At 57.6% G+C, this 23,048-nt stretch carries 15 protein-coding genes; 8 read left to right on the forward strand and 7 right to left on the reverse strand.

Translation table 11 applies throughout. From position 1 onward, the window contains the following. Positions 1-2 precede the first annotated feature (2 nt). Together K7R21_RS03885 and K7R21_RS03890 are read left to right on the forward strand one after the other, a co-directional pair. The gene (locus K7R21_RS03885; RefSeq protein WP_224981974.1) at positions 3-2,690 is read left to right on the forward strand and encodes a sensor histidine kinase; all 2,688 of its coding nucleotides are present in this window, start codon (positions 3-5) and stop codon (positions 2,688-2,690) included. Between the two features lie 79 nt (positions 2,691-2,769). Continuing rightward, positions 2,770-3,021, forward strand: a complete 252-nt coding sequence (locus K7R21_RS03890; RefSeq protein ID WP_224981975.1) for a response regulator — start codon at positions 2,770-2,772, stop codon at positions 3,019-3,021. A 28-nt stretch (positions 3,022-3,049) separates the two neighbouring features. Here K7R21_RS03890 and K7R21_RS03895 read toward each other — a convergent pair whose 3' ends face one another. The 3 genes from K7R21_RS03895 to K7R21_RS03905 all read right to left on the reverse strand — a co-directional run bounded on the left by K7R21_RS03895 (position 3,050) and on the right by K7R21_RS03905 (position 6,291). Beyond that, entirely contained in the window at positions 3,050-5,665 is a 2,616-nt protein-coding gene (locus K7R21_RS03895) for a cation-translocating P-type ATPase (protein ID WP_224981976.1), read from the reverse strand. Between the two features lie 105 nt (positions 5,666-5,770). Then, the gene (locus K7R21_RS03900) at positions 5,771-6,052 is read right to left on the reverse strand and encodes a TFIIB-type zinc ribbon-containing protein (protein WP_224981977.1); all 282 of its coding nucleotides are present in this window, start codon (positions 6,050-6,052) and stop codon (positions 5,771-5,773) included. Then, entirely contained in the window at positions 6,049-6,291 is a 243-nt protein-coding gene (locus K7R21_RS03905; protein ID WP_224981978.1) for a PGPGW domain-containing protein, read from the reverse strand. The genes K7R21_RS03900 and K7R21_RS03905 overlap by 4 nt, the downstream gene beginning before the upstream one ends. Positions 6,292-6,896: 605 nt before the next feature. Here K7R21_RS03905 and K7R21_RS03910 point away from each other — a divergent pair. Then, on the forward strand, positions 6,897-9,773 hold the full coding sequence (locus K7R21_RS03910; RefSeq protein WP_224981979.1) for a PAS domain S-box protein: 2,877 nt from the start codon (positions 6,897-6,899) through the stop codon (positions 9,771-9,773). A gap of 268 nt (positions 9,774-10,041) precedes the next feature. On the opposite strand, the gene K7R21_RS03915 is transcribed toward K7R21_RS03910, so the two are convergent. Further along, positions 10,042-10,314, reverse strand: a complete 273-nt coding sequence (locus tag K7R21_RS03915; protein WP_224981980.1) for a hypothetical protein — start codon at positions 10,312-10,314, stop codon at positions 10,042-10,044. 444 nt (positions 10,315-10,758) lie between these two features. Beyond that, on the reverse strand, positions 10,759-13,251 hold the full coding sequence (locus K7R21_RS03920) for a LytS/YhcK type 5TM receptor domain-containing protein (RefSeq protein ID WP_224981981.1): 2,493 nt from the start codon (positions 13,249-13,251) through the stop codon (positions 10,759-10,761). A 1,267-nt stretch (positions 13,252-14,518) separates the two neighbouring features. On the opposite strand from K7R21_RS03920, the gene K7R21_RS03925 reads away from it, so the two are divergent. Then, positions 14,519-14,794 carry an STAS domain-containing protein gene (locus K7R21_RS03925; RefSeq protein ID WP_224981982.1) on the forward strand — a complete coding sequence of 92 codons (276 nt, stop codon included), beginning with the start codon at positions 14,519-14,521 and terminating at the stop codon, positions 14,792-14,794. Positions 14,795-15,332: 538 nt separating this feature from the next. Continuing rightward, positions 15,333-16,172 (forward strand): GGDEF domain-containing protein, encoded by an 840-nt coding sequence (locus K7R21_RS03930; RefSeq protein WP_224981983.1) that lies wholly within the window; start codon positions 15,333-15,335, stop codon positions 16,170-16,172. Positions 16,173-16,511: 339 nt separating this feature from the next. On the opposite strand, the gene K7R21_RS03935 is transcribed toward K7R21_RS03930, so the two are convergent. Then, positions 16,512-19,436 carry a PAS domain S-box protein gene (locus K7R21_RS03935; RefSeq protein ID WP_224981984.1) on the reverse strand — a complete coding sequence of 975 codons (2,925 nt, stop codon included), beginning with the start codon at positions 19,434-19,436 and terminating at the stop codon, positions 16,512-16,514. A gap of 634 nt (positions 19,437-20,070) precedes the next feature. Here K7R21_RS03935 and K7R21_RS03940 point away from each other — a divergent pair. The 3 genes from K7R21_RS03940 to mobF are packed head-to-tail and all read left to right on the forward strand — an operon-like array spanning position 20,071 to position 21,830. Beyond that, complete coding sequence (locus K7R21_RS03940) at positions 20,071-20,598, forward strand: S26 family signal peptidase (protein ID WP_224981985.1); 528 nt, start codon at positions 20,071-20,073, stop codon at positions 20,596-20,598. Positions 20,599-20,610: 12 nt separating this feature from the next. Next, a complete protein-coding gene (locus tag K7R21_RS03945; RefSeq protein WP_224981986.1) occupies positions 20,611-21,228 on the forward strand; it encodes a lytic transglycosylase domain-containing protein in 618 nt (205 codons plus the stop codon). A 2-nt stretch (positions 21,229-21,230) separates the two neighbouring features. Next, a complete protein-coding gene (mobF, locus tag K7R21_RS03950) occupies positions 21,231-21,830 on the forward strand; it encodes a MobF family relaxase (protein WP_224981987.1) in 600 nt (199 codons plus the stop codon). A gap of 186 nt (positions 21,831-22,016) precedes the next feature. Here the strand turns inward: mobF and K7R21_RS03955 are convergent, their stop codons facing one another. Then, complete coding sequence (locus K7R21_RS03955; protein WP_224981988.1) at positions 22,017-22,976, reverse strand: hypothetical protein; 960 nt, start codon at positions 22,974-22,976, stop codon at positions 22,017-22,019. Between the last annotated feature and the right edge of the window lie 72 nt (positions 22,977-23,048).

Genomic DNA, 23,048 nt, shown 5'->3' on the forward strand with positions numbered 1-23,048 from the left:
CGATGCGAGACGACGAGACCAGACCGTCGCCGGAAACGCTCCTCAAGGTTGCCCGGGCCGAGGAGGAGGCGCACAGCGGGCGGGGAAAGCTGAAGATCTTCCTGGGTTACGCGCCAGGCGTGGGGAAGACCTACGCGATGCTCGAAGCAGCGCATGTGAGAAAGCGCGAGGGGCGCGACGTGGTCGCGGCCTATGTGGAATCCCACGGCAGGAGCGAGACGGATCTACTCCTTGAAGGGCTGGAGCTGGTCGCCAAGCTGCAGATCGAGTATCAGGGGGTGCGGCTCCCTGAGATGGACGTCGATGCGGTGCTGGCCCGCAAGCCGCAGATCGCGCTGGTGGACGAGCTGGCCCATACGAACGCCCGGGGAGCGCGCCACGAGAAGCGCTGGCAGGATGTCGAGGAACTCATCTGCGCCGGCATCGACGTCTATACCACTGTCAACGTTCAGCACTTCGAGAGCCTCAACGACGTGGTGGCCCAGATCACCGGCGTCATCGTGCGCGAAACGGTTCCCGACAAGCTGCTCGACCAGGCGGTGGAGATCAGGCTGGTGGATATACCGCCAGAAGACCTCCTGGAAAGGCTGCGTGAGGGGAAGGTCTACATTCCTGAAAAGGCGATGCTGGCCACAGAGAAGTTCTTCAAGCCGGGCAACCTGATGGCACTGCGTGAACTTTCCCTGCGGCGCGCCGCATCCCGGGTCGACGACCAGATGCGCGCCTACATGGAGGCTCGATCGATCACCGGACCCTGGCCGGCTGCGGAAAAGCTTCTGGTATGCGTGAGCGGCAGTCCCTACAGCGAGAAACTGATCCGGACCACGAGGCGGCTCGCCGACGAGATGAAGGCACGATGGCATACCGTGTACATCGAGACGCCAGGCTTGAGCAGGCATGCCCGCGAGAACCGGGAGCGGGTATGGCGCGACCTGCGCCTGGCGGAGAGCCTCGGGGCGGATGTGGCGACGCTGACTGCAACCTCGGTACCCCAGGCCCTGATTCAATTCGCCGTGCAGAACAATGTGACCAAGGTCGTGGTGGGCAAGCCGATGAAGCCGCGCTGGCGCGAGTTCCTGCGCCAGCCCCTGGTAGACGAGATTATCAGGCTCTCCGGGCCCATCGACGTCTACGTCGTCAGCATCGACGTTGCCGTAGGAAAAGCCAAACCGGCGACAGCTCCGAAAAAGCCGGCCCCGTGGGCAGGGTATCTGAAGGGTGCGGTCCTGGTTGTCGGGATCACCCTGCTCTGCCAGGTGCTGCGGGGGGCGCTGGCACCCACCAACCTGATGATGATCTACCTCCTGGGGCTCGTGCTTGCCGCGACCAAACTGGGGCGCCGTGCGGCGGTGCTCACCGCATTCTTCAGCGTTCTCGCCTTCGACTTCTTCTTCGTGCCGCCGTACCTGACCTTCGCCGTCGCCGATACGGAATACGTGATTACCTTTATCGCGCTCTTCACCGTCTGCGTCGTCATCAGCACCCTGGTTTCGCAGTCGGGGGAGCGGGCCGACTCGGTTCGGGAGCGTGAAGAGCAGACATCGAGTCTCTACTACTTGAGCCGCGATCTGGCCGTAGCTTCCAACTTAGACGGCATCGTGTCCGCCACGGTGAGGAATATCGAGCGCAGCGTTGGGGGCGAGGTGGCGGTACTGATACCGGAAGGAGAACGGCTGGTCTTGCGCGCGGCAAGCGCGGGACTGATCCTGGAGACCAAGGAGCATGCGGTGGCGGACTGGTCCTTCAGAAACAACTCCCCGGCCGGACGCGGCACCGATACGCTCATTTCAGCGCAACTTTTGTATCTGCCGCTGCAGACCTCGGGGGAGGTGCTGGGCGTGCTGGGTATTCGGCTCAAAGCCGAGACCGATTACGCCTCGCCCCTTACCAGGCGCCTGTTGCATGCTTTCGCCACACAGGCGGCGTTTGCCGTGGAAAGGGTGCTCTTGGCCAAGCAAGCAGAGCAGGCCCAAATTCTACAGGCGCGCGAGAGCCTGGAACGGGCGCTGTTGAATTCCATTTCCCACGACCTGCGCACCCCTCTGGTCACCATCAGCGGAGCCTTGGGCGCTCTCCGCGACCGAAACATGGCCCTGGAGGAGGCGACCCGACATGACCTGCTCGACGCGGCCTGGGAGGAGGCTGCGCGTTTGAACAGGTTTGTCGCCAACCTCCTCGACATGACCCGGCTCGAGGCAGGGGCGCTGAAGCTGAAACCGGAACCGTCGGACCTGCAGGACCTGATAGGGTGCGCCCTCGCAGCACTGGCCCCCCAACTGGCCATGTCCAGATTGGAGACCCGGGTGGAACCGGGGCTGCCGCTGGTTAGCATCGATATGGTCCTCATGACCCAGGTGCTGGTAAACCTGATCGACAACGCCACGAAATATGCCCCGCGGGACCGGCCCGTGGAGTTGAACGCGCGGGCGACAGGCGGCAGCGTGATCATCGAGGTCGCCGACCGGGGCCCCGGTGTCCCGCCGCAGGACCTGGACCGGATCTTCGACAAGTTCTACCGGGTTACGGTCCCGGATGGGGCTGGTGGCACCGGGATGGAGCTTTCCATCTGCAAGGGCATAGTGGAGGCGCATGGGGGAGAAATTCGCGCCGAGAATCGGGAAGGGGGCGGCTTGAGGATGATCGTAACGCTCCCCGTAGAACCGGTGCGGGAAGGAGAACAAGGTGTGTAGTGTGACTAAGACTTGCGGTGTAGCGGCAGTGGAAAACACAGGGGGAAACCTGCCGCGCGTGCTCATGGTGTAAGACGAAGTGTCGGTACGGCGTTTCCTGCGCGCCGCGCTGGGCGCCTCCGAGTTCGCGCTCTTCGAGGCGGACAACGGTCATGCCGCCTTCGCGGCCGCCGCCGTCCATCCGGACATCAATTTTCTTAGCGCTACCGTAGCTCCCCCGCAATCTGTAAAGGCACAACATTTCTTAGAGGGCGGGGCACCGTTGGAAGCCGATACCGGGTTAAAATTCGAAGCCGATCCACAGCTTGGAAAGCTATGTGGCTGCAAGTGACGATTTACGGCTTGCACACCTGCCGCAACTACCTAGTTTGACGATTCAGATACCCTTTGAAGATCTCAAACCAGACAATACTCAAAACACCCGCTGATAATGAAATGGCCACGTCCAGTGGGTGAACAGCACCAAAGCGGAATACCTCTCTGGTAATGGGGACATTAAGCACAACAGCCAGGAACGCCACCGCGCCTCCGGTCACCCACCATTGGGCGGAATTAGGCGTTTTCAGGATGGTTCCCATCGTTGCAGACCAGGAGCGGTTGGTCATCATCAAGCCGAGATTCGCGATGATCAACGTCATGAACGCCAACGTGCGTGCTTCGTATTCTCCCTGCCCACGGTCGAGACATATTCCAAAGACCGCAAGTAATACCATCAAAACTCCGACACCCTGGAGTGTGCTTAACAGCAGAACGTTCCTGCTGAAGAGCGGTTCATTCGAGTCGCGCGGCGGGCGGTCCATTGCTGCAGCCTCGGCCGGTTCAACTTCGTAGACGATGGAACAGGCCGGGTCTATGATCAGGTGGAGAAAAGCGATATGGATCGGCATAAACAGAAGCGGCCAGTTGAAGAATACGGGGATGAGCGACATGCCTGCGATAGGCACGTGGATGGCCAGCAGGTAGGCCATCGCCTTCTTCAGGTTGTCGAAGATCCGCCGTCCTGTTTTCACCGCCCTCACGATAGACGCAAAATCATCATCAAGAAGAACGAGATCTGATGCCTCCCGCGCAACGTCCGTACCGCGACCTCCCATGGCTATACCAATGTGGGCGGCTTTCAGTGCCGGGGCATCGTTGACGCCGTCACCGGTCATGGCAACGATCTCGCCGTTCGCTTTGAGGGCCTGCACCAAGCGTAGTTTCTGCTCTGGTACTACCCTTGCGAAAACATTGACCGTTTTGATTCGCTCACGTAATTCAGTCTCATTCATCAGGTCCAGTTCCGGTCCGGTAATGACCTGATCCAGCTCTCTAAGGCCTATCTGCCGGGCAATACTTCCGGCAGTGCCCGGATAATCGCCGGTTATCATCATCATCCGTATACCCGCGCGGTAACAGTCGGCAAGGGCGGGTGCCACCGTGGGGCGCACCGGGTCGGCCATGCCAACCAGCCCCAGAAACTCGAACGTGAAATCATGCTGCTCTCCCGGCAACCCTTTTTCCTGAAAGCTCGACCGGGCCACGCCCAATACGCGCAACCCGTCATTGGACATCCGGGTAACTGCGTTCATCATTTCGGCTTGCTGCCCCTCGTTGAAATGGCACAGATCAGCCACGGCCTCCGGTGCCCCCTTGGCGGCAATGACGTAATCTGCTCCTGCCGGTGCTCGCCAGACATGTGACATAGCCAAAAGTTCCGGAGAAAGCGGATATTCCTTCTCGAGAAACCAGTCACCGTGCAGATGTTCGGTGTTGGCAAGGTATGCCTCACCGAATTCCTTGATTGCCCGCTCCATGGGATCGAACGGGTCCCGTTGGCTGGCAAGAATGCTGAACTCGACGAGGTCATGGAAGATCTCCAGCGGAGGTGTGTTACGAAAATCCCCGATCGGGCAAAGGATACCGTCGGCGTGCAAAGCGGTGACGGTCATCCGGTTCTGGGTCAGGGTCCCGGTCTTGTCCACACAGAGTACCGTTGCCGAACCAAGGGTCTCGACCACCGGAGCGCGCCTGGTCAGTACCCGGGTGCGCGAAAGCCGCCAAGCCCCCAGGGCGAGAAAAATAGTCAGAACAACCGGCAGTTCGTTGGGCATGATGGCCATGGCAAGGGTGAGCCCGGCCAGCACTCCCTCGAGCCAGGCGCCACGAGTGAGGCCATAGGTGACGATCAAGACGGCGCAGAGACCCAATACCACCGTGGCAAGAATCCGGACCAGACGGCCGGTTTCCTTCTGCAGCAAACTCTCTTCGCCGGACACTCCCTGGAGAGCGATACCGATCCTGCCGATAGCACTCCGTTGGCCGATGGCGACAACTCGAGCGATCCCTTGGCCGCTCACCACCATGGAGCCCGAAAATACGTAGGGGATATCGTCGCCGCCAGGCTTGGCCGGAAGTGATGACGCATCCCCCGGGCGTTTTCGGACTGCAACCGATTCCCCCGTCAGCAGCGATTCATCAGTAGAAAGGTTGGTGCAGTCAAGCACCAGGGCATCGGCAGGTACCCGGTCACCTTCAGCAAGAATGATGATATCGCCGCGTACCACCTCGCGTCCGGCAATCCTTTTCTTGGTTCCATCGCGGATTACCAATGCACGCGGGCTGGAAAGGTCCCGTAGGGCATCCAGGGCACGCTCCGTTTTTCGCTCCTGATAGAGCGTAATCCCCATGACGAAAAAGATGAATGCCAGGAGCATGAGCGCTTCCTGCATGTCTCCTACCAGCAGGTAGATGGCGCCGCAGGCAACCAGCAACAAAAACATGGGCTCCCGCATGACATCGATGGCTATCCTGAGATTGCCCCGCTGTCCGGAAGACGGGAGTTCGTTAGGGCCTTCTTCCGCAAGGATCTGTGCCGCCTCTCCTGAGGTGAGTCCGGCTAGCTTATGTTGTTCTGTTGTCACGGCCACCTGGCCTCCGGGGGTGATTGAGTCGCGGATCTTCTGCCATTGTGGTGCCGCATAAACAATGGTCACCTGCCCGTCAGATCATCATTCCAACGACCGCAACCTGGACCGCCTTGTCCCCAACATTCTTTGTAGTTACAGCTGGTTAGGTTGCGTAACCAGTTTCGTTCTGGGTCAGTCGAATAACTCGGACAACCAGGATTTTTTCTTGTGGTAGCCATGCGAGTCATGTCCGTGACCATCATGCTGTCTGTCATGGAATTGCGGCCGGTAACTATCGTTGTGCGGCTGCTGGCTTTGGTTATACGGCACAGATTGCGTCTGGGAGCGCTCGATGATCTTGTCCAGTTCCCCCCGATCAAGCCACACGCCGCGGCATTCGGGGCAGTAGTCGATTTCCACGCCCTGCCGTTCGGCGATTTTGAGGTCTATTCCAGTACATATGGGGCATTTCATGGTGTTCTCCTTGATTGGTTGTGGTTGATATTGTTCCTTAAACGTTCAATTCGTTCCCGAAATCTATGCAAAAGATACCGTGCCCAGGCGAACTCGCTCGCCAGTATGCCAAGGGCAAGGGGGATCATGACGATTGCCGGACCGGGTAGTACGATCATGGCAATGCCGATGGCGAGCAATGTCAGGCCAATGATAGCGACGAAGAGCCGCTTCAGTATGGTGAGCGACTTTTCCGACATGATTGGTTCCTAAGAGTTCTGGACTAAGTTGACGTTACGCGGAGTGGTAGCGGTTTTGCGGGGGGACGTATATTTTGTCGGGCACCTTGGGAAGATATATGCTACGCGGGGGAATATGGCTACGGGTGCTATCTGAGGAGTATGCCACTCCCAAGAATAATGCAGGCCGAACATAGTCAGCACAGCAGCAACTCGTTTCACAAAAATCTGCCTCATGCTGGACTGGGCACTGCTCGGAAGAGGCAAGTTGCAGTTGTGTCTCCGTGTTGGACACAACATGATTGGGTGTGCATGGATGAGCAAAACATGCAACAGGCGAAAGCAGAATTATGGTGACAAGCACTATGGCTGTGAAACTCTTGCGCATGTGTAAAATATACGAGAGGTTTTCAAATTAGCAACGACACCCGGGCGATGGCAAGCTGTTCCAGGCAGGAGCATTTTGGGAAATGGTACAAAGTAGCTGACAACGCCCGGCGAACACCGTGCTCTCCGTTCCGTTTTGGCAGGATCCACCACGTTTTCGATATCGGTGGTATAGTGACCTCCTGCTATGGTAAAAGGTGTCCAGGCGCTGTCATAGATACATGGAGGCCTGAGTCGGCATGAAGGCACACACTCGCTACACCATTCTTAATGCGGCAATCGTCACCGTCGCACTCATCTCCGCCACTCTCTTCTTCCTTGCCCAACTGCGCAACCACGCCGTCCAGGATGCCGGGAGCGCACAGCAGGAACGTCTCCGGGCTTTCTGGACCTTGCTCAAGCAGAAGGGCTCCCACTTTGCCGTCAAAAACGGCAAGCTGTTCGTGGACGATTACCAACTGAGCGGCAACAACGAACTTCCTGACCAGGTCAAGGAGATTTTCGGCGGCACCGCCACCATCTTCCAGGGCGATGTACGAGTCGCAACCAACGTCCTCACCCCAGACGGCAAGCGAGCCACCGGCACCCGACTGGTCGGCCCGGCCTTCGACGCCCTCTTCCAAAAAGGGACCTTCTACCGGGGCGAGGCACCCATCCTCGGTACTGACTATTTCACCGCCTACGATCCGATCAAGGATGACCGGGGCCAGGTGATCGGCGCCTTATACGTCGGCATAAAGAAGAGCGAGTTCTTCCAACTCTACGATGACATCAAAACAAAGGTAGTCGTCGGGGGGGGCATGTTGAACCTCCTTTTCCTCGGCTTCGCCCTGCTCAACCTGCGCTCACGGCGGGAAGCGGACCGGGCCCTGGAACTTCGCGACCGGAAGATGAAGGCGATCCTGAACAGCATTCCCGACATGGCCTGGATCAAGGATCAGGAAGGCAGGTTCGTCGCCGTGAACGAACCGTTCGGGCAAGCCTGCGGCCACTCCCCGGACTCCCTCGTGGGCAAGAGCGATCTCGACATCTGGCCTCCGGAACTGGCACAGGTCTATCGCGCCGGGGATCGTGAAGTCATGGAGAGCGGGACCAGCATGCGGGTCGAAGAGCAACTGGTCGGTAGCGACGGCATGCCCCGCTGGATTGAAACCATCAAGAACCCTTTTTTCAACGCCCAAGGAGAGATCGCGGGGAGCACAGGGATAGCCCGGGACGTCACCGAACGGCACCAGGCCGAGGAGGAACTTCGCTTCACCCGCTACAGCGTCGAGCATACCCGCGACGGTGTGGCCTGGGTCGATGAGGAGGGGCGCATCCTCTTCGCCAACGAGAGTCTCTGCCGCATATTCGCCGTCTCCCCTGCTGAGGTACCAACTCTCACGGTATTCAAGCTGGTGCCACAGTACACGCCGGAACACTGGTCCGAACGTTGGCGGCACCTGGAACGGGACGGGTCCCAAATCGTCGAACTCATGGCGCAGGCCGGGGACGGGCACTCTGTCCCCATCGAAGTCAGCTCCAACTTCCTGGTCCACCAGGGCAGGGGGCGCATCTGTTCCTTCATCAGGGACATCTCCGAGCGTAAACGCCTCGAGGAGAAGAACAAGGAAGCTCTGTCTCTCCTCTCGGCGACGCTGGAATCTATCGCCGACGGCATTGTCGTGCTCGATCTGAACGGGGGGGTGGTCCTGCATAACCGTAAGTATCCCCTTACCGTGGGACTGCCGGACGAGGTCATGGCGGAGAGGAATTACCAGAGTATGCTGGCCTGCGTGCTGAACCAGCTCAAGGATCCGGAACTGTTTCGAAAACGTCTGGCCGAGCAGATGGCACACCCTGAGCGGGAAAGCACCCTGGTGATGGAGTTCGTCGATGGACGCATCGTCGAGCGCGTGTCGACTCCTTACCTAGTGGGCGACCGGCTGTCCGGAGTGGTGCTCAACATGCGGGACATCACCGCACAGCACCGGGTTGAGACCCACCTCCGAAACGCCCAAAAAGTAGAGGCCCTGGGAACCCTTACCGGCGGCATAGCTCACGACTTCAACAACCGGCTCACTGCCATCATTGGCTACGGCACCCTGGTGAGGGACCAGGCCGATCTTTCCGAGGAGGCTCGGAGGTATCTGGACCTGCTGCTCACCTCGGCAGACAGGGCGGCTGAACTGACCCAGGGGCTTCTGGCCTACAGCCGAAAACAACCCCATAACCCGGCCCCCCTGCGCCTGAACGAACTGGTTGCTGGCGTCACCAAATTTCTCCCCCCCATCCTCGGCAAGGGGATCACCCTGAGCCTGGAGATGCCCCAGGTCTCCCCGGTCGTCCACGCCGACCGCGGCCAGATGGAACAGGTGCTTTTCAACCTGGTGGGTAACGCCCGGGACGCGATGGATGGGCGCGGCCGGCTCACCATTGCGGTAGGTTCGGCCCAGGTCGATGCCGCCTTTGTGGCAGCCCAAGGGTACGGCCTTGAAGGCGACTACGCCATCCTTTCGGTTACCGATACCGGAACCGGAATGGATGCAGTAACGCTTGAGAAGGTGTTCGAACCGTTTTTCACCACAAAGGATGTTGGCAAGGGAACCGGGCTCGGGCTCTCCATCGTGTACGGCATCGTGAAGCAACACGACGGATTCATCAACGTAGTAAGCGAACCGGGCAGCGGCACCACCTTCTGGGTCTATCTCCCGCTAACCCATGAGCGCGTCGTGGAAGCGCATCGGGACGGGGTGAGAGTCCGGTTAGGTGCGGGCGAGACCATCCTCCTGGTAGAGGACGACGCCGAGGTCCGGTCGCTGTTCCGTGAAGTGCTGGTGCGTAACGGCTACCAAGTCATCGAGGCAGTGGATGGTGCGGATGGTGTGAGAAAATTCCGGGAGAGAGGGGCCTGCATCGATCTGCTGTTTCTGGACGTCATCATGCCGCTCAAGAACGGCTGGGAAGCCTTCACCGAGATCAGGAAGCTCAGAGGCGACGTCAAGGTCCTCTTCATGAGCGGCTATACCAGAGATATCATCAATAAGGCCGGGCTGGAAAACCAGGGGCTGCACCTGATGTCCAAACCGATTCAGCCTGCCGCGCTTTTGCGTAAGATTCGGGAGTTGTTGGACTGAGGTGTAAACTTCTTTACTGCTCCTACACCGGCGTCCTGAGGGGAGTCTGGTGTAGGATTGGAGCGCGGGGGACAGTGCGACCTCGCTCAACCTTGAAAAAACTGAGACTCATTTGCGAAGCCTCAGCCTGCAGACTGAGTCACTCTGCGGTTGAAGCAATCCCACCGCTGGCAGACGCATTTTGCTGAACGACTTAATGACAAGGCGAAGGCCACCGCTCAAAACGACGCAGCGGCCTTCGGTGGGGTGGGAAGAAAGCCCAGCTCGGCTATTTCCCAGGCCTTTCCAGGTCCTCGAGGACCTGGTTCGCCTCTTTCAGCTTGGCGTGAAGCTTCTTCAACTCGTCTGCTGTGTAGACTTTGCCCCCCTTTTTGATCTCTTTCTGAATTCTCCTGATCTTCTGCTGGATGCTGTCTACTTCGTCTTTGCAGTTTTTGGAGATAAGCAAGCACTCATCCTTACCTCCTGCGTCAGCAGCAAAAGCGGGTACGCTGCCCATCGCTACTAAACCTGCCAGGACCAAAAGAGCGAATCTCTTCATCGTATGCCTCCTTTTAATGTGACGTCTCCGGCAAGTAGTATCATTAATCGGGTTCATGTCAACTGATCCGAGTACCGGTGGATAGGGCTTTTGGGGGGCGCGGGCTATAGCCATACCGCCGCTGGCATGAAAAAATTGAAAAAAGGTAAGGGACGCAAAACCGAGCCGGCCCCTTTTTCTAACTCATTGGACAAGATCCAAGCGGCATAACCTGCCGCTTTAGTGCCTCAAGGCAGTTGCACAATGAAAGGGCGTCGATCCCATTCTCGCCGAGTACGCCAGGTTCGGTTTCAGCGCAGTTTTGCCTAAACCATACAGTCCGGCTGGTCTGGAGGAAGTACTGGCTGAACTTACCCGGGCAAGCTCCTTTGATGAGGTGTAAAACGGGGCGGCTGCTCCATGACTCCAGAGGGGCTTCCCCCCCCTGTTGCCTAGTGCTGGTCTCTAACTGTCCTTTTGATCGAGTCCCAAGCTAAGGATGCTCTCACGCAGAGCCACGAATTTGTACGGCTTCTGGATGAAACCGGACAGCCCCTTCCCGGCAAACGCCTCCGTCACCTCCAATTCACCGAACCCGCTGCTCATGATCACTTTCACGTTCGGGTTTAGAGCACGTAGCTCCCTGAAGCATTGTTCGCCCCCCATGCGCGGCATGGTGAGATCGAGGATGACAAACCTGATATCCGGACGTGACCGGTAATTGTCTATCGCTTCCCGGCCATCAGTGGCGGTCACGACGTCAAAACCCATCTCTTTGAGCATTTCGGATCCAATCCCACGAACGGACTCCTCGTCGTCAACCAGGAGCACTGTGCCGCTCCCCTTCCAATCGTCGCATTCGGTGTCGTGATCGAAGGTATCGGCGGGTTTGCTGCTGGCAGGGAGAAGTATCTTGAATGTGCTCCCTTTACCCGGTTCGCTGTAAACCTTGACCGCGCCCTTATGCCCGCGGACGATGCCGAGGACAGCGGCCATGCCGAGCCCCCTACCGGTGAATTTCGTGGTGAAGAAGGGGTCGAACAGCTTGGCGAGCGTTTCTTTGCTCATGCCGCACCCGGTGTCGGCAACTTCAATGAAGACATAAAGCCCGTCCGTTATGTTCTCGTCGAGCCAGACGTCCTTCAAATAGCTGCGGTCGCACTGCATGCTGCCGGTGGTAATCGTAATCATGCCGCTTTCGTCGCCCATGGCCTCCGAGGCGTTGATCACCAGGTTCATGATGATCTGGCGAATCTGGGTGGCATCCGCCTCGATCGGGGGCAGGGGGTGGGTGAGGTTGAGGCGCAGCATCGCCTTTTTCGAAATGGAAACCTTGAGGATGTGGAGCATCTCTTCCAGCAGATCGTTGATGTCGTGATTGCCTATAACGAACTTCCCCTTACCGGAATATGCCAGCATCTGCTTGGCCAGATCGGCGGCCCGGGCCGATGCTTTTACGATGTTGTACAGGTTATCGATGGCGGGAGATTCAGGGTTGATGCGCATGAGAGCCAGATCGGCGTTGCCCAGTATCGAAGTGAGTATGTTATTGAAGTCGTGAGCAATACCGCCGGCCAGCACGCCAAGGCTTTCGAGCTTCTGAGCATGGAGAAGCTGTTGTTCCAGTTTCAGCCGTTCTTCCATGGCACGCTTACGCTCTGTAATGTCCCGGGCAAAGGCAAAATTGAATTCGTGGCAGCCGAAATGTACGTAGTTTGCGTTGACTTCGATGGGGAAAATCCGTCCATCTTTGGCGCAGTGGCGGGTTTCGAAGATGATGTGTCCCCGCAGCCTAAGGTTCTCGAAGTGCTCGTTCCACACGGTCGCTGGGAAATCCGGATCGATATCGAAAATGCTCATGCGCAGCAGTTCTTCTCGGGAATAGCCAAGCCCTGCGCAAGTCGCATCGTTGACGTAGAGGATACGCCCCTCGTTGTCTATCCAGAACATGCTGTCCCCCGCATGATCGACGCAAAAACGCATCATCTGCAGCGATTCGGCCGCTTTTCTCTGCTCGGTGATGTCATGAAATGACCAGAACCGCCCCACGATCTCTTTGCCGACCTTTTGGGGCTGCGTGTAGCGCTCGAAGATTCGCCCATCGGCGAGATAGAGGGTGTCGGTGCACGATTTTTCCGGATGCTGGTACAGTTCGGTGACCCGAGCGATAAATTCCTCAGGGTTGGCTACTAGGGAGGAGGCATGGGCAAGCAGCGGCTTGTTGTCGCTCATGTCGAGCAGATGGCCTGGTATCTTCCAGAGTTCGACAAATCGCCGGTTCCAGCGCGTTGCAGTGCCATCCCGGTTCACAATGAGGATACCGTTAGGGGTTGATTCCAGGGCTGCAGTGGCTAGCGCGGTTGAGTAAAGGAGTTTATTGTCGGCTGTGCGGCGGTCTTCCTGTTTTTTCAAGATGAGGCCGATAATGGTGGTGAGGACCGGATATATGAGGAGGATGGGAAGGACCGTATTCTTGAGGATGATGTCGCGCATTGCCGCAGGGAAGAGGAACATGCAGGAGATCATGGCAATGTGGACGACAACGCCGAAGGCGTACAACTGCATCCAGTTGGGAGGCTTGCCGCGCTTATCCTTCCAATATGCTCCAAGTAGCCCCACCGATGCGGTGACTACGATGACGACCGTTCCGATTACCCCTCCCGGACCACCTTGGTAGAGTCGGAACGCACCGGCTATGGCGACTGCTATCATCGTGGGAATTACGCCGAAAAAAAGTCCGCAAAGGCTCAGGAGGACCGACCTGGTGTCGAAATACAATCCCTTTTCCAAGGGCCAGGGGGTGAGCATGACCGCGATGCAGATACACCCTACCAGGACGCCGGTAAGTATCACCCGCAGCTTTTTGTTCGAGATCGCATAAATGCTGAACGTATCGTAAACGATGCAGAGGATGAGCATCAATGCTGCATTGTTAAAAAGACTTGAGAACGTGTTCACAGTCTCCCCCGCCCAGCAGCTTGATGTTCTACCTTCGAAGAACGGCCCGCGACTACCATCGCAGCGAGCTACAGTACTTAGAGCATGCAGCTTGGTAACTCTTATACTTAGCGCTGTTATAAGTGCTTGTCAACGCCCCGACGTTGTGTGAGAACAGATGGACCGTTGAAGACGGTCGGGTTGGTAAACATAAAAGGGCGGGGTGTACGGCATGGTAATAGGCGGGGGCGGAATTTTGCCCCCAGTGGCGCCCAAGCTCTACCCACACCGGAAATATGGAACGGATACGCCTTCCAATAAGGTCAAATTGAACATAAGGCCGGTTGGAACCTGCATCTTGCGATACGAGCGGGATTTCTGGTACTCCTGTTGGGGAAAAGCCCCATATGTGTGGCGGAATGGGTCCTCAATTTTGAATTTTTCTTGTTGATAGGCTCTGAATACCGAGGAACTCAGTCCCGACGATAAAATGGAAATTTGGCACCAGTCCGCAGTGGAACTAAAATTGACCGATGAGGCGTTTGAAAAATTCTAGAGATTAGGTGCGTAACCGGCCGTTAAAAGTGCCTGAGCAAGAGGTGCTGCTGTGCTAGTGTTCAACAGCGGTGCTGTTTGCGTTCTAAAAGTGAACACGTGCCTAACTACTTATTTGTTGACACTTTGGCGTGTTAGCGGTAGTTAAGCATTAGTTGATTCGCCAGATCTTAGCCGCAAAAGAAACCCACCATAAAGGCAGTGATAAGCTCTTGCGTCTGTCACCCAGAGTTGTACGGATTTGTGTCTTGCAGTGTACAGAACAGGGGAACATGTCATGGATTGCCCAGCTTTGAATGATCGCAGGAGGGTGGGGGCCGAGTCTATCGTCAGGCGGACCAGGGAGATCGCCGTTGCGGTTGGAGTAGATGTCTCTTGGGTGGGGATAGACTATGGATTGCCTATTGAGTCTCGTTCATACCATACTCTGGGCATAGTTGCAGGTGGCAGGTCTATCCAATTAACCTTGGACGATTGCTTCTTGATTCATGGGAAAGGTGTTGAAATGTTTAAATTGGAAAAGAAAATAAGCAGTTGCATGGGCATTCGAACTTTAAAACAGGGGTGATTGCGAGTTCCGCGCGTCGGCACCCAGATCGACGCGGAGTCCCTGGAGGCATGGGCGCTTTTCCTAGATTTTCGATAACGACAGACTGTTAAGCTAGAGCGATCTGGAATAGGTGAAAGAACCCCCACAGGGGCCACGAGCGGTCCAGCGAGGCGGAGGTGTGACGTGCCACTGCAAAATCTTGAGGTCACAGCCAACAAGGTCAGCACCCTCGTGACAATCAGGGGGGCGATGACGGTCGTGCAGGTCAATGATGTCGCGGAAGTGCTATTAAATGTCTTTGCCATTGAGAAGAAGGTTGAACTCTGCCTCGCAAATGTAACCGAGGTCGACCTCGCTGGCCTGCAGCTTCTTTGCACTGCCCACCGCACCAGCCGCAAGAAAGGGGTTCCGATCTCGATTGTAGGGCGGAAACCTGCGGCGCTTGCCTGGGCTGTATAGCTTATGCGTGCGTTAGCGGGGCTGCCGCCACAGGGCGGTTGTCCGCGTATAAACGGCGTCTCCACTTTATCGGATTGATTCAAATCCTGCCCCGCAACAAACAGTTTCAATGCCGATTTGCACCCTCCTGCACTGTGTTCCCGTCGCGGACCTTAGAGCCGATCATTTCCAGTCCCCTGATGGAACCATGGGGCGGTGTGTTAACCCGCGGATGGTCCTTCCCTTGGCCCAGCTCGGTCAAAAGTTTTCGACAGTCATACAAGAGCCTTTGCCGGCGGAGAACTCCGGGAGCCGGCCAGGCGATCAATGTGGCTGTAGTGTGGCATGCATCATATTTTGTGGAAGTCGGTTTATGAATCGACAGTTGGGCCGAAACGCTTTCTAAACAGTCGAGACGCTGCCGGCCTACCTGGTTCTCGGCGCCCGCTCCGCTGCTCCGGGGGGCTGAAACGGGCCTCACCAAGGTCGCAAACCAGTCCAATGGTGTGCGCATGCCGTCTGCTTCTCGACGGCCGTTGCATTTATGGAGGCGTAAAGGATGTTTGCATTGATGGGACGCTATTTCCGCTTTTTGGAGGCGCTGGAGGCTAAGTGGATACGGCTCATCGCACTGCTGTCAACGAGCGCTGTGTTCCTCCTCGACATCTGCCTTCCTGACCAGTACCTGTTCACTTTCGTGTACCTGTTTCCGGTGTCGTTCGTCGCCTGGTTCGTGGGCGCTCGATGCGCTCTCGGTCTTTCGCTCATGGCCTGCATCCTGATTGCCAGCCACTACAGAACCTTTTCCGCTCCCGCCATGGTCTTCGACGTCCTCTCCAACCTCGGCGTTTTTCTCGCGGCAGTGGCGGCGCTGGCCAGGATCCGCGTGCTGCTGGACGCATCGGCTGCCCTTTGCAGGACCGACCCTCTTACCGGTGCCTACAACCGCAGGGCTTTCCTTGAAATGGTCGAATATGAACTTGCCAGACAACAGCGGGGATGCTGCGTATCTTCCCTGGCATATCTCGATCTGGATAACTTCAAAGCGGTGAACGACACGATGGGACATGCTGCTGGAGACGAACTTCTCAAGGCGGTTGTCGACTGTATCAGGGCCAACTTGCGGGCGACGGACATTTTCGCGCGCATGGGCGGGGACGAGTTCTGTATTTTATTGCCGAGATGCAATGAAGATGGTGCCCGAAATGCCATGGCCAAGCTCAGGGCGCAGGTCATGGCAGTGGTTGAAGAAAATCGGTGGGCAGTGTCCTTAAGCATCGGGGTGATCACGATTGGCGACCCCGCTTGCGGTGCGGAGGATATCATCAGGAAGGCTGACGAACTTATGTATCAGGTGAAAGGAAAGGGCAAGGATGACATCGTCTTCGCGTCGCTTTGATCGAGTTGAAAACTATTTTTTTTTAGATACCTATACACAGCGGCGGGGAGCATGACAAGTGGGCCAAAGCAGCCCTGCGGCAAGCCTCCAGGCAGCTTTCCCGGCCCCACCCCGTTTGCATGATCCAGGCTCCGCCTCCGCCTAAGCTCCGGCTCCGTCTTCCTCCCGCAAACCGGTTTCCTCACCACACCGTCTTCCCGCTCGCCTGACCGGCAAGCAGGCATCCGGAAAATCAAAGGCGCCGGACGGAGCGCCCACAGCCGCACCGTCCGGCTACGTCTACCCCCCTCAAATCCCCTTTTTTTCTTGAGAGATTCCCTTAGCAACGGGGGCGGTGTGTTAGCTATCCAGCAGTTCGCGCACCCTCCTGGCGAGTTCGGCTGGCCGTACCGGCTTCATGACCAGATCGGCCACGGCCTCGGAAACGCCGCGGTTCTTGATGAAGTCCGCTGTGTAGCCGCTCAGGTAGAGTACCTTGGCCCCGGGCCTCACCGCGCGTATCGCATCGTAGGCGGCCTTGCCGTTCATACCCGGCATGATCATGTCCAAGATGACCAGGTCGACCTCGTCGCGGTGGCTGCGGAATCTCTCGACCGCTTCCTTGCCGTCGCTGCTCTGTATCACGCGGTACCCGTACCTTTCGAGTACCTTAGCCACGAGGCTTCGCACACTTGCCTCGTCCTCTGCGATGAGGATGGTCTCCTTCCCTCTTAGTGTTTCCTCAGGCGCCTGAGCGGCGTCCTCTACCGGCACCACTGCGTCTACCTGCGCAGCGGGAAGTAAAATCCTGAACGTGGTCCCCTTGCCTGGCTCGCTGGTGACATCGATGGTGCCGTTATGCTGCTCCACGATGCCGTAGACAATGGACATCCCGAGTCCCGTCCCCTTTCCTACCTCCTTGGTGGTGAAAAAGGGTTCGAAGATCCTGCGGCGAGTGCCCTCGTCCATGCCGCAGCCGGTGTCGGCTACCGAGACGAAGGCGTAGCGCCCGGGAGGGGGACTGCCGGCGGTACCGGCGTCGATCTGCACGACGCCGGTTGCCAAGGTCAGCACTCCCCCCTGGGGCATGGCGTCGCGGGCGTTGGCGGCCAGATTGATCAGTACCTGCTCTATCTGCCCACCGTCAACATGCACAGGGATAGCTGCTTCGTTACTCAGCACTCTGAGTCGGATGTCCTCCCCGATGATCCTCGTCAGGAAGGTCTGCACGTGCCGCACGATCTCGTTTAAGTCATTGTTCCTGACGTTCAACACCTGTTTGCGGCTGAACGCCAGGAGCCCTCTGGTCAACTGCGCGGCCTTCTCGGACGCGTTAATGATGTGGCTCGCGGCTTCGCGCTGCCCTGCGCTGAGTGTTCCCTCGAAGCTGAGCAGGTTCGCGTAACCTGCGATGACGGTGAGGATGTTGTTGAAGTCGTGGGCGACGCCGCCCGCCAGTTGGCCGATCGCCTCCATCTTCTGCGACTGGAGCAGTTGATGCTCCAAGAGTTTACGCTGGGTGACATCGCGGACGAAAACCGGGAAAACCCTTTCGCCCGGCAGGTACCCGGCGGACAGTTCGACCTCGATCTCGCTGCCGTCCTTGCGGCGGTGGCGGGATTCGAAGAAACAGCTCCCGTTCGTGGTCAGCTCCCGAAGGCGCTGCAGGACCGTATTCTGGTCGAGCAGCGCGTCTATGTCGGCGACGCGCAGGGTAAGCATCTCCTCCTGCGAGTACCCCAGCATGGCGCAGGCCGTGTCGTTGACCTCCTTCAGCCCACCAGTCTCGTCGAGGAGCCAGAAGCCGTCCATGGCGGACTTGAGGATCTGTTCGTCTCGGTCGGCGGCCTGCTTGCGTCTGGTGATGTCGACGCCGAGTCCGCCTAAAAGCCGTGTGCCGTCCTTTTCGTCAAAGATGAACTTGTGTGCCAGCCACCAGGATACGGTACCGTCGGGTTCAAGCCCCTGCTCGATGAACTCCATCGAACGGCCGTTTTTGAGGATCTCGTCCTGGTTGCGGCGGTAGGTGTCGGCGACCTCCTGTGGCCAGATCTCGTAGTCGGTTTTTCCGATGACCTGCTCCGCGGCAAGCTTCATCCTGTTAAGGAAGTTGTCGCTCACGAACACATACCTTCCCTCGCCGTCCTTGAGCCAGGCGATGACGTCGCTGTTGTTCAGGAAGGCCCGCAACTGGGCGTCTTGGCGCGCCATGGAGTCCAGCATGGCATTGAACTCCCGCGCCACGGTGGCGACTTCTGCCGGGCCGGCCACCGCCGCCCTGACCCAGAGCACGTCATTGTGGACAGCGTTGGCCACCTTGGCGAGTCCCGCTATGGGTCTGGTAATGCTGCGCGCAATGTAGAATGCGAGCAGGGTGAGGACCGCCACCACTGACACAGCCAGCGACCCGCCGCGCAGGGCGACCTTCCGGGCTCCCGCATGAATGGTCTTGACCGGGACTCCGACGAAGGCGATCCAGTCGGTACCCGGCACCGGCTTGACGGAATAAAAGCGGGGGATGCCGTCGGATGGCGTGCTCTCCAGTTCGCCGTCCCTGGTCCGGACAATTGCCTTGCCGACAGCGGACTTCGGCGGACGCCCAATGGCGCCGTCGGGATCCTCGTTGCGCCAGACCAGGGTCCCGTCACGGTCGATGAAGCCGTAGCGGCTTTCCTTGGGGAGGTACTGGGCCGGGATGCCTGGGTCGAACGCATCGAGGTCGAGGGGGAGATGGAGGGCACCCACGAGCTTGCCGCTGTCGTCGTGGATCGGTGCGCTCAGTACCGAGACCCATTTCCCGGTTATGGGGCCGAAGTGCGGTGCCCCCACCACGAAGCTTTTTTGTTTCAGGAAGTTGCGGAACCACGGGGTCGCGCCTACGTTTACCGGCTTGCCGCCCGGTTGCGGTACGGCGGAGCAGACGGCCGTCCCGTTCAGGTCGGTGTACACGACGTTGGAGTAGTCAGGGCTCAAGTAGTGGAAATAGGCCAGTGCGGGATCGCAGCTGTCGGCAGAGAGCCGCTTGACCTGCGGGCGGTTGGAGAGGAGTTCCAGACTTCTGCGGGTCCGGGCGATCTTGCCACCGGTGTTGCTGACCATCATCTGGACCAGGGTGCGCAGCGACGTCTTCGTGTGGGCGACCGTCTCCTGCATCTCCCGGTAGATGTCGTACCAGACCATGCAGCTGAGTGGAATTGACAGGGCGAGGACCAACAGCAGCAATCTGGTGCGGATCGAAGTGGTGGCGACTCTTTCCCGCCAGCGTCGATTATCGGCACTTGTCATTTCGTTCCTCGAAGGCGCTTCGGCGGTGGGACAACCCGGACCGGGTGATGCGCTTCTCCGTCAGCACCTTTACCCTGTGCTGCATGATGATCTGCTGCAACTTATCGGGATAAAACTCTTATTATTTAATCCAATCTGAAAATCACCAAAACCACCGCCGGCCTGGCCCCCAATATCTCCATCAGCTCAATAGGCCAGGTTTGCAAACAGTAATCGTCCTTTGAAGCGCCCATATAGTAAGACTCTGAGAAGCCAATGTCACGGATTACTCGCCCCCATGGAAAAGTATTCCCATCCCGACCGGACCGATCCGTTTCTGCCCCAGCTGCACCGCTCCCACGAAAACCGGCTTCCCTCGCAACACCATATCCCCGCCTGTCGTCCCGTCAGGTCGGCAGGCGGAAACCCGCAAACGCGCCAGCAGGAGCAACCGCGCGCGGCCGCACCTGCTGGCCAACATCCAAACCACACAGCGTAAATACCATCCGTTTTCTTGCGAATTAAAAAAGTCTAAATATACTCCATCGGAGGATACCGCTTAGGTCGATTGCTGAACCCCTTAAGCCGGAGGAAGACGGGGCAGGAATGGCTGCCAAAGCCCCACATTCGCCCTGCAGACGGAGATCGTGACGGCATGGCTATACAGATACGTCATGAGAGGGTGTTAAGGCGGATGGTGCTGGTGTTGCTTCTCTTGGCTGTGCTGCACGCCCTCGCTACCCGGTCGCAACGGGTGTTCTGGATTAACCTGACCGACAGCGAGCCGATCGGCCTGTATCGCCTCCATCCACTGCAGGGGGGCGTCAGACGCGGGAACATGGTCATCATGGAGGTCCCGGAAGGGTTCCGGCAGTACGTCTACGGACGAGGCTGGCTACCCGAAGGATGGTCGCTCCTTAAGCACGTCGGAGCCGTCGCAGGGGACTCCTACTGCGTCGAAAACGAGCGCTTCATCGTCAACGGGACCTTCATTGGTCCGGTCTACCGCTCCGACCAGGAGGGGAAGCCGCTGCCGAAGCTGGAAGGGTGCCGCGAGGTCCCCGCCGGGTACTTCCTCCCGGTCGCCACTCACATCCCGCGTTCCTTCGACGGCCGCTACATGGGTGCTATCAGGCTTTCCGTGATCAAGGGAGTGGCGACGCCGATTGTGACCTTTCAGTAGGGGAGGGGAGCCATGTTCATGATCGGCGTCGCGCTCTACACCTCAACCATGCTCGCCGAGTGCGGCCCGGCCGTCTCCCCCGAGACCACCCAGGCCATCATTCAGGTCGAGAGTGGCGGCAATCCCTTCGCCATCGGCGACAACACCCTCAAAAAGAGCTTCGCTACCAAAAACGCCGCGGAGGCGGTGCAGCTAGCCACCCGTCTCTTGCGCCAGGGACACAACATCGACATCGGCCTCATGCAGGTGAACAGCTGCCACATCCGCCCCATGAGACTCACCCTCGCGGATCTCTTCGATCCCTGCCAAAACATCCGCATCGGCACCACCATCCTGGCCGAATTCTACGCCCAACACAAAAGCTACGATGCCACCCAGTCCCTTTTCCGGGCACTCTCCGCTTACAACACCGGCCAAGCTTGGAAGGGAACCGGCTACATCAACCGGATCCTCCAGGCGGCCGGCGCCGGCTACCGCGTATCGGCCCCAGCGGTGCAGTTTCCCGTACAGGCCAGCGCTGTCTCTCCCGCTAAACCTCGAACTAAGCCCAAAACGGCGCGCGGGTCCGCGGCAACCTCTCCGCTTTTCTTCGACAACCTGACGGGCACCATGACGGCAGGGGAGCTCTAGCCATGCTCTCCCTCTCCCACGGCGGCATGACTGCGAGCCAAGCGGGGAAGTACTTCGCCACCGAGGACTACTACCTCAAAGGTGGCGAGTCGAGCCTGTGGCTCGGCAAAATGGCGAAGGACCTGAAGCTCATCGGGAGGGTGGACGAACAGGCTTTCCGGAATGTGGCTGCAGGCAAGACCCCGGACGGAATAGAGCAACTGGTGGCGCCGAAAACGATCATGAAGCAGTGGGAGAAGGAGGAGGTGCACCGTGCCGGCAACGACCTCACCTTTTCCGCCCCCAAATCACTTTCCGTGGCCTACGCCGCCGGCAACCATCAGGTGAAGGAAATCTGGGACCTAGCCGTTGTCAACACCATGAAGTACGTGGAGGAGCACTACAGGCATTACCGCACCCCCGACGGGACACGAGTCGCCGGGAATATCGTGGCCGCAAAATTCGATCACGTCACCTCCCGCGCCCTCGACCCGGACGTGCACAGCCACGTCTTCCTGGTCAACATGGTGCACACCCCGGAGTGGAAGTGGCTCGCCAACGAACCCAAGGCCATCTACCAGGACAAGATTTCCATCGGCATGCTGGCCCCGGCAGGAGGCTAACGGAGGTGCCACTCTTGGGACTAGTAGGGAGAAACCGGTCTACTCGACCGCCGATCGACCTACAGTTTGCGGCTTGAGCAGTTGTCGCTTCTCGCCTGCCCATTGATTCCTCATTCACTGCTGTGGCTTCATATAGGAAGGAAATATGGTCGATACTTGCTGGGCGGACCGCATCATGCGGAGACTTTAATCTACGGAGTCGAGCATGATTTCTGGAATTTCTAAATCTATTGAATAGTCTTCGAATACTTCCTTAACCCACCACAATTTGTAAAATATTTGTGAAAGACTGGCTTTGTGACCATCTTTCGAGCCACTGCGGTCGGCAGAATATGCAATCAACCTCGCTGAGGTCCCTGGGCCAAGCACGATATCTATCTTGTCTGAAGGCAATTCGCCCTGTATATGCTGGAAAGCGCGCATAGCGGCTGTTTTTAAAATGTTGGTTCGTTCATCGACGGTGAAAGGGTAATTATTACCGATTTCATCGAGTTTTGCCCCAATTGTCCTACTGTTATATGTCTTAGCTGTGGACAGAGCTGCAATAAAATCGAAATCATCTCCAAATAATTTCGTACTTGAAATCGTGATGACTAACTGCTCTCTCAGCCAGTCCAGCTTTCTATGCTGTCCCGACTTTTTCCTATTTCTGTTCTCAATGAGTTGTAATTTATTTTTAATTTTTTTAATAACTTTGATAAGCATGGCGTCATCAGTGTTTTTTGAAAGTTTTATGTAGGGACCGCAGCTTCTGAGATCGGCAATTACCATTTCCAATCTCAATGTTTTTTGGCCTTGCTGCAATTTCAGGAACCTTGAGCGGATGTAGTCATGGAAAGGGCTATCTTCACGCAGCGAATCCACGAACTTAAGTTGCGCTTCATGCCCTCCGATTTTGGAGAGGGTAGCTTTAAGGAAAATTCGATTTTTTAGAAGTGTTGGCAGGACGAAATCCCGCATATGTATATCGCATTCCGAATTGAGATCCGGCGACAACGCCCCCTTAACCATAAGATCTACGATGCAGTACCTAGGGAAGCGCGTCCGCTCTGAGAACTCCCGTATTCTGTTTGCGATCACAGGGTCACCTTGGTCGATTTTTCTGTATTTGGGCTTTGGTGTTTTGGAACTGTCTGTTCGTTTCATGTATGGCTCCATGGCTGTGAGTTTGCTTTCGATTTTCCCTTTTAATAACCAAAGGTATTAGGAATATGTCGT

This window comes from Geomonas agri (assembly GCF_020179605.1).
Lineage (GTDB): Bacteria > Desulfobacterota > Desulfuromonadia > Geobacterales > Geobacteraceae > Geomonas > Geomonas agri.